Below are 14,628 nucleotides of genomic sequence, written 5' to 3'. Positions count from 1 at the left end.
CGCGCGCAATCTCGCCACCTACGTCAGACTTGACGGACGATGAGCGAATCAGACCCGCGCGCCGGGGGTGGCCTGCCCGCCGCCACCGCGCCCGCAGACGCACCGGCCAGCCCGCGCGGCGGCATGCCTGGGAACCTCCCGATCTCCGACAACCGGCCGCGAGGCGCCGACGAGCGGCCGACGGGAGGCGGCGACCTTCCACTCGGCGGGGCGGACCGCCCCGGTCGCGGCCGCCGGCGGTCCGCGCTGCTGTGGACCCCCGTGCTGCTGGTGCTGGTTGCCGGGCTGCTGGCCGCCGGAGCCGCGCTGCACGACCTGACCGCCAGCTCGCCCGGGGAGGACTCGGTCGACGTCGGCTTCGCCCGGGACATGTCCGAGCACCACGCGCAGGCCGTGCAGGTGGCGATGATCGAGTTCGACCGGGGCGCCGACCCGACCTCGCGCAGCGTCGCCCAGGACGTCGCGCTCACCCAGCAGCGGGAGATCGGCATCATGTCGGCCTGGCTGTCCGGCTGGGGTCGGACGCAGACGGCCAGCGGCGCGCCGATGCGCTGGATGGGCGTCGGAGGCGCCGGCGGCGCCGCCGGCGCCTCCGACGGCATGGCGAGCATGCCGGGCATGGACATGGGGGGCGCCTCGGCCACCGCCAGCCCGTCGACGTCGCCCGACGACACCGCCAGGATGCCGGGCATGGCGACGCCCGCGCAGCTGCGCCGGCTCGCGTCGAGCAGCGGTCACGACCTTGACGTGCAGTTCCTCACCCTGATGATCCACCATCACCGCGGCGGGCTGGCGATGGCGCAGTACGCCGCCGAACACGGCCAGCAGGACCGCACCCGCGACCTGGCCAGGGCGATGGTGCTCAACCAGTCGATCGAGATCGAGCAGATGCAGCAGGATCTCGTCCGACTCGGCGCCCCGCGCGCCTGACGTCCCCGCCCGGTGCCAGCGATCTCGCTGACGGCCTCGTGCTGAGGGCCTTCGTGCCGGTGTCGCGGCGCCGCGGACCGCGCCCTGCGCCACCGGCACAGAGCCGTACTCTGTCCGTACCGTCGACGAATAGCACTTTGTATCGTCTAAGCCGAATTATCGGATCCGCCCGCTGGCCGCGGCCGACCGTCGCGCGGCGCGCCACCGTCGTCGCCGATCCCCGAGGTCCCGCCCATGACTGAGCTCTCCCAGCGCACCTCGGCTGCCGCAGTGGCCGAGGTGCGCCGTCCGACCGCCCGCCGGCGGCCGGTCATCGCGCTGTCGCGGCGCTGGCCCGGGGTGCGCCATGTGCGGGTGGAGCTGCTTGCCGGGCTGGTGACCGCGCTGGCCCTGATCCCGGAAACCATCTCGTTCTCGGTGGTGGCGGGGGTCGACCCGCAGGTCGGCCTGTTCGCGTCGTTCGCCATCTCGGTGGTCATCGCCTTCACCGGCGGGCGCCCGGCGATGATCTCGGCGGCCGCCGGTTCGATGGCGCTGGTGGCCGCCCCCCTGGTGCGCGCGCACGGGCTGAACTACCTGCTGGCCACGACCATCGGGGTCGGGCTGCTGATGTTCGTGCTCGGGCAGCTCGGGGTGGCGCGGCTCATGCGCTTCATCCCCCGCACGGTGATGGTCGGCTTCGTGAACGCGCTGGCCATCCTGATCTTCACGGCCCAGCTCCCGCACGTCGTGGGCAAGTCGTGGAAGGTGTACGTGCTGGTGGCCGCCGGGCTGGCGATCCTGCTCACGGTGCCCCGGCTGACGAAGGCGGTCCCGGCGCCACTGATCGCGGTGGGCCTGCTGACCTTCGTCACGGTCTGCTTCCACATCTCCGTGCCGACGGTCGGCGACGAGGGTCGGCTGCCCAGCTCCCTGCCCCGGTTCGGCGTGCCCGACGTCCCGATGACCTGGGAGACCCTGCGGATCATCGGGCCGTACGTGGTGGCACTGACCGCCGTGGGTCTGCTGGAGACGCTGCTGACCGCCCAGATCGTCGACCGGATGACCGACACCACGCACAACCCGAACCGCGAGTCCTGGGGCCTGGGCATCGCCAACGTCGTCAACGGGTTCTTCGGCGGGATGGGTGGCTGCGCGATGATCGGCCAGACCATCGTCAACGTCAACTCCGGCGGCCGCGGACGGCTGTCGACGTTCGCCGCGGGCGGCTTCCTGCTGCTGCTCGTCGTGCCGCTGCGGGACGTCGTCTGCAACATCCCGATGTCGGCGCTGGCCGCGGTGATGATGCTGGTCGCGGTGATGACCTTCGAGTGGCGCAGCGTCGCGCCGTCGACCCTGCGCCGGATGCCACGCGGCGAGACGCTGGTGATGGTCGCGACGGTGGCCGTGGTCGTGCCGACCCACAACCTGGCCTACGGGGTGCTGGTCGGCGTCGTGCTCGCCGCCCTGCTGTTCACCCGCCGGGTCGCGCACGTGGCGCTGGTGACCAGCGTGCTCGACCCGGAGGGCGGCGAGCGGATCTACGCCGTGCACGGCACGCTGTTCTTCGCCTCGACGAACGACCTGGTCAACGCGTTCGACTACGCCCACGACCCGACCCGCGTGGTCATCGACCTCGCGGAGGCGGACGTGCTGGACTCCGCCGCCGTGGCCGCCCTGGACGACGTCCGGACCAAGTACCGCGCCCGCGGGATCGACGTGATCCTCCTCGGGTTGAACACCCGCAGCGCGGACCTTCTGCGCAAACTATCCACGGCACCAGGACCCAAGGTCGATTAACACCCAACACAGCCCCACCGTGAATACACTCCGCCATCAGATGCTCACGATGGGGATGGTGGCGACATGGGCGAGAAGGGGCTGGCCGGGGGGCTGATCGACTACGCTCGGCGCCAGCCGGCCGTGGTCATCATCGTCATCGTGCTGGTCGGGCTGTACGCGTCGAAGGCGGGCTCGGCCGCCGCGACCAGGGCCGTCGCCGTCGCCGACGTCGACTTTCCGGCGCCGTCGCTGCTCACCCACGATCGCACCACCTACGTCGTGGGCGTCGACCCACGCGCCCCCACCAGGATCGGCCTGCTCTCCAGCCGGGACCGGCGCTCCTGGACCGTCCAGCCCGACGCGCTGGCGGCGCCGCCCCCGTGGGCCGAGCCCGGCGGCGCGCTGGGCCCCGCCGCCATCGGCGCCTTCGGCGACTCCTTCGTCCTGTACTACACGGCACAGGTGCGCGGCCTGGGCCTGCGCTGTGTGTCCGCGGCGACGACGAAGGACCTCGACGAACCGTTCGTCGACACCTCGCTCGCCCCGTTCGTCTGCCAGACCGGGGACGGCGGCAGCACCGGCCCGAGCCCGTTCGTCGACGCCGCCGGCCGGCCGTACCTGGCGTGGAGCAGCCCCGGCCGGGCCGGCGGGCCGGGCCCGGCGCTCTGGGCCCAACGACTGCGCTCGGACGGCCTGGTGCTCACCGGCGAGCCGGCCGTGCTGCTGCGACCGACCAGACCCTGGCAGCAGAACCGGGTCGAGGACCCGTCGATGATCAGCGACGACGACAACTACCACCTGATCTACTCGGCCGCGCCCGAGCTGAACGACCGCCAGGTCGTCGGCGACGCGATGTGCCGAAGCCCGCTCGGCCCGTGCACGGCCGCGGACAAGCCGATCCTGACCGGCGGCAAGGTCGGCTTCGGCCCCGGCGGCGCACACGCCTTCACCGACGCCCGCGACCGCTGGTGGCTGGGCCTGCACAGCTGGGACGCCGCCCCCGGCGGCGCCTACCAGCCGAGCGGCAGGTTCGTCGTGGCGCCGCTGAAGCTGCACGACGACCACGTGTCGGTCCAGGTGAAGTCACTCACCCAGGGTCAGGTACGCCCGCCCGAACACAGCAGGCACAACAGCAACGACGGCAACGGCAACGACGGCAACGACGGCAACGACGGCGCGGACAGCACGGGCGGCAACCACGGCGGCGCATGAGATGGGTGCCGGTCACGTTCCCTGGGCAAGGTCACTGATACAGCCAGGACGATCAGGCAGCCGGCAGGAACGGACTTCGGGGTCACGCGCGCCACCGGGAGCCGTCGGCGAAAGGGACGAACACCAATGACCGCAACCCTCGATCCGAGCGGGCCCGCCGAGTCCCCGCCGCGGCGCCGGCGGCGCCGTCCGCGCCTGCTGGTGGTCCTGCTCGGTGCCGTCCTCGCGCTGGCGGTGCTGGTGGTGGGCGGCACCACGGTCTACATCAACGTGATCAAGTCGGACCCGCCGGAGGAGTTCGCCCTCGCGCAGCCCAGCGGCACCGAGTCGATCGCGCCGACCGGTTCGCTGTCCGGCGGGTGGCGCGTCGCCAGCGGCTCGGAGGTCGGCTACCGGGTCAAGGAGGTGCTCTTCGGCCAGGACACCACGGCGGCCGGCCGGACCACCGGCGTCACCGGCTCGCTGACCATCGACGACCCGGTCGCCTCGGCGGCGTCGTTCACGGTGCAGATGGCCACGATCGCCAGCGACGAGAGCCGCCGGGACGACCAGTTCCGCGGGCGGATCATGGACACCGGGACGTTCCCGACCGCGACGTTCACCCTCACCGAACCGGTCGCCATCGGCGCCGCTCCCCCCGACTCGCGGACCACCCGCTCGTCCACCGCGAAGGGCGACCTGACCCTGCACGGCACGACCAGGCGCGTCTCGATGACGCTGCAGTCCCGTTGGGACGGCACGTCGATCCGCACCGTCGGCCAGCTCCCGATCGTCTTCGCCGACTACGGCATACCGAACCCGAACTTCCCGGGCATCTCCACGGAGAACCACGGGATCATGGAGGTCTCGCTCGTCTTCACCCGGACGTCCCCCGCCCCGGCGACCACCGCCACGCCCACCCCGTGATTCCGGCGTGGGCGTGGCGATCGGCGGACTCAGCCGGTGGTCGCCGCCGGCTCGGCCTTCGCTGACTCGGCCGGCTCGGTCGCGGCCGACTCGGCTCCGACCGGCTCGGTGATCGGTTCTGTCGGGGCGTCGTCGGTCGTCCTCGGCGTCGGGATGCCGTGCTCGCGTTCCAGCGCGAGCTCCTCGGCGTCCAGCACCCGCGGCGCCGGGCGGGTCAGCGCCCAGATCCCGCAGACCACCGCGAGGAACAGATAGCCGAGCGCGACCTGCCCGCCCCCGGCGTCCCACTCGACCTTCTCGGCGTGGATCAGGCCGATGAAGGCCAGCCCCGATCCGGCGGCCGCGGCGATCGTCGCCGAGACGAACTTCTTGTCGATGATGAACGCGACGATCGAGCCGAGGACAAGCCCGGCCAGCACCGCGCCGTCCCCGAGCACGTGCAGGCCGTGCAGCAGCACGCTGTTGCCCTCGAGGTCGGCGTCGGTGACGTTCAGGGTGACCGCCGGGTTCATCTTCGATGCCACGCCGACCGCGGTGGTCACCGTGTTGTCGATCTGGGTGGCCGCCCAGGAGGCGATGTTCGGGATGATCGCGGCCACCACCGCCGCGCCGTGTGCCTTCGGCGAGACCTGGAACGCCTGGGCGCCGATGAGCAGCCCGATGTAGAGCAGGATCGGCACGATCGCGGGCAGCGGCAGCACCGCGTTGAGCAGGCCGAACATGCTCAGGAAGCAGAGCAGCGCGATGACCACGCCAGTCGCCAGCGAGTAACCGGTGCGCCCCCCGGCGGACTTCCACCCCGGGTGCCCGATGTAGACGGCGGGCGGGAACGGCGAGCCGAGCGCCGAGCCGATGATCGCGCCGAAGCCGTCGGCGAGCAGGATCGGGCGCAGGTTGAAGCTGTCCCCCGCCGACGCGGCGCTCTCCACGTTGGTCATGCCCTCGGTGAAGTTGTAGACGCCGAGCGGGATGGCGGTGGCCAGCAGCGGCGAGATGTTCGACAGGCCCTGGCCGAGCTGGTGGAAGTGCAACGTCGGCAGCGACACCGCGATGTCCTTGGCCGCCTCGGTGACGTCCGGGGTGTTCATGAACCCGCCGATCCAGCCGATGGCGGTGCCGACCGCCAGCGCGACGGCGCCGATCGGCAGGTTCCACGGCAGTTTCAGGTCGGTGAGCAGGCCGACGAGCAGCAGGCCGAAGACCGGCAGCGCGATCCAGGCGGCGTCCCACATCTGCGCCGCCGGCCGCATCGAGATGAACGCGATCGAGATACCCGCCAGCGTGCCGAGCATCGCGGCCCGCGGCGCGTACCTGCGGATTGTCGGCCCGACGAACGCGCCGATCACGACGATGAGGCCGATGATGAACGCCCAGGCGAGCCCCGCCTCCCAGGCCGCGAGCGGGTTCTTCGTCTTCAGGTAGATGGGCAGCATGATGACGAAGACGACGATGAACATGTGCGGCACGCTGGGCCCGTACGGCATCGCCGTGACGTCGTCACGGCCCTCCTTCGCCGCGAGGCGCCGGCCCAGGTAGGCGTAGAACAGGTTGCCGATCAGCATCGCGATCCCGAGCGCGGGCAGGATCGCGCCGAACACGTCCTTCTTCGGGATGTTGACGACGAACAGGCACAACGACGTCAGGACGATGACGTTGACCAGGACGTTGATGCCCAGGCCGAAGAAGGCGTTGGTGTCGCCCTTCGTCCAGTAGGGCAGTGCCGGCGCGGACGACGCCGGCCGATTCCCAAGCTTGATCATGACGGGAGCGGTCCTTCTCAGGAGGCCGTGGCGGCGGCGGTGGACAGCGGAGCGAGCGCGGCGAGGAACTCGGTGGACGGGGCGACCCAGCCGAAGATCCCGCCCTGCGCGGCGACCATCTCCAGCGCGACCCGCTGGAAGTCGGGGAAGTAGGAGCCGACGCAGTCACTGAGCACCAGGCACTCGTAGCCGCGGTCGTTGGCCTCGCGGACGGTCGTGTGCACGCAGACCTCGGTCGTCACGCCGGTGACGACCAGGCTGGTGATGCCCTTCTCGGCCAGCACGTCGCCGAAGGCGGTGGCGTAGAAGGCGCCCTTGCCGGGCTTGTCGATGACGGTCTCGCCCTCGACCGGCGCGAGCTCGTCGATGATGTCCTGGCCGTACTCGCCCCGGATGAGGATCCGGCCCTTGGGACCGAGGTCGCCGATCTTCAGGGTCGCGTTGCCGCGGTGCAGCTTCGCCGGCGGCAGGTCGGACAGGTCGGGCAGGTGGCCCTCGCGGGTGTGGATGACGGTGAGGCCGGCGGCGCGGGCGGCGGCGAGGACGGCGCGCAGCGGTTCGATCGTGCCGCGCAGTTGGCTGACGTCGTTGCCGAGGCTCTCGCCGAAGCCGCCCGGCTCGAGGAAGTCACGCTGCATGTCGATGAGCACGAGCGCGGTGGTAGCGGGATCGAAGGTGAAGTCATAGGGTCGAGCGCCCACCGTCAGGGCCTCGGTGGGGATCGGATCGGATTCGCTCATGCCAGCTCTCGCCATCCCGGGTCCGCAGTTTCGCGACCCGCCCGCGTCGGAGCACACGGGTGGGTCCGAGGGAGCTCGGCACGTACGAACCGGCGGTCCGGTGCCTGTCCCGTCCTGTCTGCTGACGAGAGTCGGGGGATGGCGTTTCAGCCCACCGCCCGCCACGTAACACGCCGATAAACTCTGTATCCAGCCCAGTACACGGACTCGTATACAGATTGGCAGGCCTGCCACCTGCATGTTTTGCGGTATTTGCGCAGTTGGTCGCCGGGGTCGGCAGTGGCATATGCCACTGGGACCGGCGCTGCGCGCCGAGCCGGGTCGATATTGCTCAGCGACGCTCCGTCCACCACGGCCGTCGCCCACGCGTCGGCCCACGGGCGCGCCAACGAAGGTGCGCCGACGAAAGGTGCGCACTGGTGACCCAGACACGGCCGGCCATGAGAGCGGCGTCGGACGAGTTCACGGCGGAACCCGACGGGGAACGCCCCGTCAACGCCACCCCGGGCACCTTCACGCTCGACGAACTGCTCACGGCGCTGGATCTGCGCGGCGATGTCCCGCCGGTGCGGGGCCGGACGCTGCTCAGCGCGCACGGCGGCGTCCTCGGTTCGCAGCAGGTCGGACAGCAGGTCGTCCTCGCCGAACGGTTGACGCCGGGGAAGTCGGTGCACTCGGTCAGCACGATCTTCACCCGCCCCGGGGACTCCCGCCGGCCGGTGTGGATCGATGTGGAGCGCCTCGCCCACGGCAGCTCGATCGACACACTGGCGTTGTCGTTCCGCCAGGACTCGCAGCTGCTGTCCCGCGCGAACCTGATGCTGCGCGCCCCCGAGGCGCATCTCGTCGACCGGCGGACGTCGATCCGGATGCCTCCCGGCCCGGAGGCGGGCGAGCCGCGGGACAACACGTGGATGATGCCCTGGGAGATCCGTCAGCTTCCGCGTGCGGAGGGGGCCCAGCAGGATCGGTGGGCGCGTATCACCGGCGCCGGTGACGACCCGTCGATCTGGCGCGCGCTCCTCGCGCATTCCTGCGAGCTGTACCCGGTGCCCGACATCGCGATCGCCGAAGGCCTCATGGACCAGGACGGGGCGGCCACGACCGCGTTCGCGAGCGCGGCGCTCTCCCTGACCGTGACCTTCCTCGATGACCTCGACGTGCGGGACTGGCACCTGTTCCGCGTCCACGCCCTGCACGCGAGCCACGGGCGAACCACGAGCCGCGTAGAGATCTTCACCGCCGACGGCGAACTCCGGGCCCAGGCCGAGACCATCGGCCTGCTCCGCGCCGCGCGGAAGGCATCGCGCGCCTGACCGGCATCCCGCTCGAGACCATCGGCGCGGGCAGGTCCCTCCGGGTGGACTCACGCCCGAAATGTCGGCCAGAGGGACCCACGAAGCCGCTCTCCCCGACACCCCACTACGCCACGTAACCAAGACGCCGGCCCGACGCGGCGCCGGAGAGCAGGGCCAGCGGCCGAAGTCGCGGCGGGACGGGTCGGGGTCGGGGCCGGCGCCTGGTTCGCGCCGACCCCGACCGCGTGCCCTGGGAACTGCCCCGCGGGGGATCAGACTTCGGCGCCCCCGGCGGCCTGCGCGACGACGCCTGCGTTCACCGGAACGTCGGCGTCGGCGACCACGAGCGGCTCGCCGTCCGACGGGCCGGCCGCTGCCGGCACCGGCGCGACGGGTCCGCGGCGACGCGGCAGCAGCAGCGCGAGCGGCACGCCGACCACGAACACGCAGGCCGCCAGCAGCAGGCCGAAGGAGTACCCGGAGGTCAGCGCGTCGGGCACGGTCGCGCCGTGGCTGGTCTCATGCGCGGTCCGGTTCGCGGCGAGGGTGGTGACAACGGCGAGACCGACAGCCGCGCCGATCTGCCGGCCGGTGTTCATCAGCCCGGAGGCGAGGCCGGCCATGTGCAGGGGCACGCCCGCGGTGGCGGCCGAGACCATCGCGACCATTACCGTGCCGATGCCGAGCGACATCAGGGAGATGGGCCCGAACACCTCCGCCCAGTAGGAACCGCCCGCGGAGATGCCCGTCATCCAGAACTGGCCCGCCGCGCCCAGCACCACACCGGTCAGGATGATCGGACGCGGCCCCAGCCGCCCGATGACCCGCGTCACGGTCTGCGAGGCAATGATGATCGACACCGGCATGGGGAGGATCGCGACCCCGGCCCGCAGCGGGCTGAAGCCCTGGACCCGCTGCAGGTACAGCGTCAGGAAGAACAGCACGGCGAACATGCCGGCACCCAGCACGGCCGCGATGGAGTTCGCCACCGCGATGCCCGGGTAGCGGAAGATACCGAGCGGCACCAGCGGGTTGTCGCTCGTCGCCTCGATCACGAGGAACGCGACGAGCAGGGCGACTCCGCCGGCCAGCATGCCGATCGTGGTCGCCGATGTCCAGGAGTCACTCTCGGTGCGCACGATCGCGTAGACCAGCAGCACCAGCCCACCCGTGACCGTCAGGGTGCCCGGCACGTCGAGGTCACGAAGCCGGTTGACCTGGCCGCGCGACTCCACCAGCACCGCCCGCGCGGCGACAATCAACAGCGCACCGATCGGCACGTTCACGAACAGCACCCAGCGCCAGTTGGCGACGTCCGTCAGGACGCCACCGAGGACCGTGCCGAACGCACCACCGCTGGCCGCCGTCGCGCCCCAGGCGCCGACCGCCCGGGTCCGCTCCCGCCCCTCGGCGAAGGAGGTCATCAGCAGGCTCAGGGTGGCCGGCGCCAGCACGGCACCGCCGAGGCCCTGCACCGCCCGCGCGATGATGAGCTGCGTCTCGTTCTGGGCCAGGCCGCCGCCGAGGCTGGCCAGCGTGAAGAGCGCCAGGCCGAAGACGAACACCCGCCGCCGGCCGAACAGGTCCGCCGCGCGCCCGCCGAACAGCAGCAGACCGGCGAAGGCCAGCGTGTACGCGTTCACCACCCACTGCAGCCCACCGGCCGACATGTGGAGGTCGTCCTGCATCGACGGCAGGGCGATGTTCACGATGGAGATGTCGAGCACCACCATGAACTGGGCCAGGCAGCACACCGCCAGGACCGCCCAGCTCGCCCGCGACCGGTCGGCCGCCCCACTTTTCGAACTCGCTTTCGATTCCGAACTCGCCGTCGCCTCTGAACTCATCGCCTCTGAACTCATCGCCAAGGTCCTCCCACCTCCACTCGTCGTCGTACGCCGTACGACGACGAGGACCACCATACGCCGTACGATGTACGAGCGGCAAAACGGCGTGCGTCGGCCGCACGCTCTCGGAGGTGACCAGAAGATGGCTGCGCCAGCAGATCCAGCTGTTGAGCCAGGTCGGAGCGGTCATGCGGCGCTGGCTACCGCGGCGGCCAGCAGGCCGAGGCTGCATCCCGAGCTGCTGGCCCGGGCCGCCATCGACATCGCGGACGTCGACGGCCTCGCGGCAGTGTCCATGCGACGACTGGCCACCACCGTCGGCGTCGGCACGATGACGCTCTATTACCACGTCCGCGACAAGGACGAGCTGCTCGACCTGATGTGGGACGAGTTCATGGGCGAGCACCTGCTCGCCGAGGTGCCGGCGGACTGGCGCACCGCGCTCACCGCGATCGCCCAGCGGACCCGGGAGTCCTACCAGCGCCACCCGTGGGCGCTGCACGTCGTCGCCCGCCCCGCGCGCGGCCCCAACAAGATGCGCCACATCGAGCAGTACCTCACCGTCGTCTCGATGATCACCGACGATCTGGACGAGCAGCTGCGCATCCTGCACTCCGTGAGCGATCTCGTGGTCGGCTGCACCCTGCGGGAGCTCGGCGTCCGCGCCTTCCCCCCGCCCACCGGGAATCCGGCCGACTCCGGCGACCCCTGGGCCGAGGTGCTCCAGCCGATGCCGGACTTCGGGGAGCTCGTCCGCGCGGAGGACCTCCCGCGGCTGCGCAACCTGTGGACGAGCGGATGCCTGCGGCGCCCGACGCGCTTCGAGCAGGCGCTGGGTTGGCTGCTCGACGGCATCGGGGCGGCGCACCCCGAAGCCGTGCAGCTCGGCGCCGGTAAGGGCGGCGGGGAAGGCCGCGCTGTGGCGACCACGACCGGGACCGTCCCGAAGAAGGGGGCTTAGCGGCCTTCACGGACGCGACCTGAGTAGCTACCGTCGGAGAGGTCAGTCGCCACCGGCGATCCTCGAGTCGCACCCGGGGCAGCCCTTCATGACTGTTCGACTTCCGCGCCACGTCGCGCCCCTCGCTCCCGGCGAGCCGGACGCGCTCGGGCCCTACCAGCTCCTCGGCCGCATCGACGCGGGTATCACCGGCGTCGTGCACCTCGGCCGGGCTCCCGGCGGCGCGCAGGTCGCGGTCCGCTCGCTGCATCCGGGCGACTCGCCGCGCGCCGACATGCGGGCCCGCTTCGCCGCCGCGGTCGACCGCGCCCGCGCCCTGGCCGGGCCGCACACCTGTGGCGTGCTCGACGCCGCGCCGGAGGCGGACCGTCCCTACGTGGTCAGCGAGTTCGTCGGCGGCCCGACGCTGGCGCGGGAACTGGCCGAACGGGGCCCGCTGTCCGTCGACGAGATCGACCGGCTGGCCCGAACCCTGCTGATGACGATCGAGGCGGCCCATCACACCATCGGCGCGCTGGGTGACCTGACGGCCACCGACCTCGTGCTGTCCGTGGTCGGCCCCCGCCTGGTCGACCTCGGAATCGCCGCCGCGCTGCGGCCGCTGCTGGTGACGACCGCCGCCCGCAGCGGTGCCAGCGCCCTCACCGGGGGCGGTTACGTGCCCGGCTACGGCTACGGGCCCGCCGCCAGCGGGTGGGAGGGTCCCGCGGCGGACATCGTCGCCTGGGCCGGCATCGTCGACCTGGCCGCCACCGGCCGGGCGGGCGGCGCGGTGGAACCGGCCGCCCGCGGCGCCTGGCGGCGCGCGGACCGCTCCGGTCCCGACCTCCCGACCAGCCCCGGGGTGCGCCGGGCGCTCGCCTGCGTGCGGCAGGCCGACGGCGCCTCCCTGCCCGACACCTCGGAGCTGCTGGCCCTGCTCACCGCCGGGCGTGCCCGCCCGTCGCGGGCCAGGCGCGAGCGGGACCAGCGCGACCTTCCCAGCCTGGCTCCGGAGCGGGCGACCGTCATCCCCGGCTCCGAACGCCGCGGCCAGGCGCGGGACAGCAGCGGCGCACCAACCACCAGGCCCGCCGCTTCCGTACCGGACACGATCGACGGGCCGAACCCGCGCCCGAGCGCGTCGCGGGATCCCCGTCCGCGGGCAACCGGGACCGTCGGTCCGGCGCCGGCCGAAGCCGCGCCGCCGACGAGGCGCCCGGACGCCGCCCGAGCCGGGGACGCCCGCCCCGCCGGCGGAGGTCGGCACAGCGCCGCTCGGGCCGGTGGCACCGCCGGCGCGACGCGGCACGGCGCCTCCCGGTCGGCCGGGCCCGGCAGGAAGACTCGTCGCGGCAGCGCAGGCAGCGACCAACACGTCGAGGCGATGGGTACGGAGCTGGACGCGCTCAGCATTCTGCTTCCACCGCTGGCCAGCCTTCCGCCGTCGCCCCTGCCGCCGTCGGCGCAGGACGCGGCGGTCAGGCCGGGTCGCCCGACCCGACGCGGCCGGACCGAACCGGTGGCGGCGGCCGACGGCGCCCTGGCTGGCGCAGCCGACGCCGATCACGGGACGCCGAGGCGTGGGTCGGCCGAACCGGCCATCCGTCTCCTTCCACCGCGCCCCGCGGGCGGCAACGTCGAGGCGGGCAGCGACGCCGAGCGCCGGCGGCGCCCCTGGGTTCGCCCGGCGGCGGCCATCGCCGTGGCGGCGGCCGCCGCGGTCGCGGCGGCGGCGACGGCCGCGGGGCTCGGAGCGGGCGCAAGCGACGACGTGACCACCGGCGCCCAGGCGCCCCTGCACGAGACGCGGTCCGGAGACGACGCCACCGACAGTCGCGCCGCCGATCACGTCCCCGTCATCGGCGCACCCGTCCCGTCGGCGTCGGCCGGCGCCGGCACCACCGGCGACGACGAGGCACTCGCGCCGGCCGCGCAGGAGCAGCAGCGGCATCTGAGCGCCCAGGACTCCGCGGTGAACATGCTGACCCTCGCGGCCGGCACCGGGGACGACGGCACCGCGCCGCCCCTGTCGACAGACCGACCAGCCGTGGGCGGCGGTTTGGCCGCGCAGCTCCCGGCAGGTCTCCTGATCACCCCGCTCACCCCGACCAACCGGCCGTCCATCGCCCCCGCGCCCCAGCCAGCTCCACCACAGCCAGCACCCCAGCCCGCGGCAGCACCCCAGCCCGCAGCACCCCAGCCGGCAGCCGCCAAACCGGCCGCGCCACAGCAGGTCGCACCACAGCAGGTCGCACCACAGCCGGCGGTCCGCCCCGCGGCCAACCGGCCGATGGGTCGGATTCCGGCCGTGCGGGCGGCCGCCGCGGGGGCACCGGCGGCCACCAGCGCCCACCGGCCGTCGGCGCAGCAGACACCAGCCAGCACGGCGGCGAGCACCTCCGCTGCCGGCAACGGTCTTGCCGCGGTTCCGATCGGCGTGGTGGCGCTGACACCCCGCTGAGTGCCTCGCGGTCGGCAATCCCCGCCGCCCCCGACCGTCGTGGCGGGGGCTGGCCGGCCAGGCAGCGTCCGGGCGATCTTGCTGGTGGGTGAGTCGTCATTTTGTGGGTTGTGGCCCGGTGAGCCGGTCGGGTTCCATGGAGGGGCCGATTGCGCTGCCGACTGGTCGCTTTGCAGGGACCGGTGTCCGGATGCCCTCACCATGATCGGCCGGACACGACCTAATCCCGGTCGGCCCGGAAGGTGGTGGGGTCGGCGTCCGTCGCGGGGTCGGCGGGCCGGCGCACGGCTCCCCGCGGCCAGATGATCTGCACCGGGCGGCTGCGTCGGCGAGCGTAGTCGACGACGTCCGCCGTACCGCCGAAGCCGCGGGCGGGCAGGCCGTCCCAGACCGCGAGGATCTGGTCGGAGGCGTCGACGAGCGCCCGGCTGGCATCCATCAGACTCGCCAGATCGGGCATCGGACGATCCTGCCGGCGCACCTCCGCGGAACTGCTCAGCAGCCGATCGAAATCACCCAGGTGGGCGGCGGGCTGAAACTCCCGGTAGCCAGCGGCGGGGATCACCGAGATCAACCGTCCCCCGAGCTGCAGGACCACGTCGGCGAAGACGGTGTCCGCACCGTCGGCCAGACAGCTGATGCCGGCGAAGCCGCCGGCGGCGAGGGGCCGCAGCACCCGGCGAAGCTCCGCGGCGACAAGGCTGCTCTGGTCCCCGGTGAGGCCGCGATGCCCTGTCACGCCGACGGTGCGCACGTACCCACCCGCCTGG

11 protein-coding genes are annotated in these 14,628 nt (G+C 72.7%); 7 read left to right on the top strand and 4 right to left on the bottom strand.

What is annotated here, in order from left to right; all coding sequences use genetic code 11:
• The first annotated feature begins 39 nt into the window (after positions 1–39).
• The 4 genes from MXD60_RS00830 to MXD60_RS00815 all read left to right on the top strand — a co-directional run bounded on the left by MXD60_RS00830 (position 40) and on the right by MXD60_RS00815 (position 4,809).
• On the top strand, positions 40–930 hold the full coding sequence (locus MXD60_RS00830; RefSeq protein WP_248816731.1) for a DUF305 domain-containing protein: 891 nt from the start codon (positions 40–42) through the stop codon (positions 928–930).
• Positions 931–1,164: 234 nt separating this feature from the next.
• On the top strand, positions 1,165–2,709 hold the full coding sequence (locus tag MXD60_RS00825; RefSeq protein WP_248816730.1) for a SulP family inorganic anion transporter: 1,545 nt from the start codon (positions 1,165–1,167) through the stop codon (positions 2,707–2,709).
• A gap of 66 nt (positions 2,710–2,775) precedes the next feature.
• On the top strand, positions 2,776–3,903 hold the full coding sequence (locus MXD60_RS00820) for a family 43 glycosylhydrolase (protein ID WP_248816729.1): 1,128 nt from the start codon (positions 2,776–2,778) through the stop codon (positions 3,901–3,903).
• 126 nt (positions 3,904–4,029) lie between these two features.
• Positions 4,030–4,809, top strand: coding sequence for a YceI family protein (locus tag MXD60_RS00815; RefSeq protein WP_248816728.1), 780 nt, complete (start codon positions 4,030–4,032; stop codon positions 4,807–4,809).
• 29 nt (positions 4,810–4,838) lie between these two features.
• On the opposite strand, the gene MXD60_RS00810 is transcribed toward MXD60_RS00815, so the two are convergent.
• Both MXD60_RS00810 and MXD60_RS00805 read right to left on the bottom strand, forming a co-directional pair.
• Positions 4,839–6,569 carry a regulator gene (locus MXD60_RS00810; RefSeq protein ID WP_248816727.1) on the bottom strand — a complete coding sequence of 577 codons (1,731 nt, stop codon included), beginning with the start codon at positions 6,567–6,569 and terminating at the stop codon, positions 4,839–4,841.
• 17 nt (positions 6,570–6,586) lie between these two features.
• The gene (locus MXD60_RS00805) at positions 6,587–7,309 is read right to left on the bottom strand and encodes a cysteine hydrolase family protein (protein ID WP_248816726.1); all 723 of its coding nucleotides are present in this window, start codon (positions 7,307–7,309) and stop codon (positions 6,587–6,589) included.
• A gap of 419 nt (positions 7,310–7,728) precedes the next feature.
• Between MXD60_RS00805 and MXD60_RS00800 the strand changes: the two genes are divergently transcribed.
• The gene (locus MXD60_RS00800) at positions 7,729–8,625 is read left to right on the top strand and encodes an acyl-CoA thioesterase (RefSeq protein ID WP_248816725.1); all 897 of its coding nucleotides are present in this window, start codon (positions 7,729–7,731) and stop codon (positions 8,623–8,625) included.
• Positions 8,626–8,879: 254 nt separating this feature from the next.
• On the opposite strand, the gene MXD60_RS00795 is transcribed toward MXD60_RS00800, so the two are convergent.
• The gene (locus tag MXD60_RS00795) at positions 8,880–10,469 is read right to left on the bottom strand and encodes an MFS transporter (protein WP_248816724.1); all 1,590 of its coding nucleotides are present in this window, start codon (positions 10,467–10,469) and stop codon (positions 8,880–8,882) included.
• Positions 10,470–10,596: 127 nt separating this feature from the next.
• Between MXD60_RS00795 and MXD60_RS00790 the strand changes: the two genes are divergently transcribed.
• Together MXD60_RS00790 and MXD60_RS00785 are read left to right on the top strand one after the other, a co-directional pair.
• Positions 10,597–11,415 (top strand): TetR/AcrR family transcriptional regulator, encoded by an 819-nt coding sequence (locus tag MXD60_RS00790; protein ID WP_248816723.1) that lies wholly within the window; start codon positions 10,597–10,599, stop codon positions 11,413–11,415.
• 88 nt (positions 11,416–11,503) lie between these two features.
• Entirely contained in the window at positions 11,504–13,858 is a 2,355-nt protein-coding gene (locus tag MXD60_RS00785; RefSeq protein WP_248816722.1) for a hypothetical protein, read from the top strand.
• Positions 13,859–14,078: 220 nt separating this feature from the next.
• Here MXD60_RS00785 and MXD60_RS00780 read toward each other — a convergent pair whose 3' ends face one another.
• Positions 14,079–14,612 carry a hypothetical protein gene (locus MXD60_RS00780; protein WP_248816720.1) on the bottom strand — a complete coding sequence of 178 codons (534 nt, stop codon included), beginning with the start codon at positions 14,610–14,612 and terminating at the stop codon, positions 14,079–14,081.
• Positions 14,613–14,628: the final 16 nt, after the last annotated feature.

The sequence above is a fragment of the Frankia sp. AgB32 genome, assembly GCF_023243045.1.
Classification (GTDB): Bacteria; Actinomycetota; Actinomycetes; order Frankiales; family Frankiaceae; genus Frankia.
Note: the sequence above shows the minus strand (reverse complement) of the source record. Positions and strands in the feature narration are given on the sequence as shown.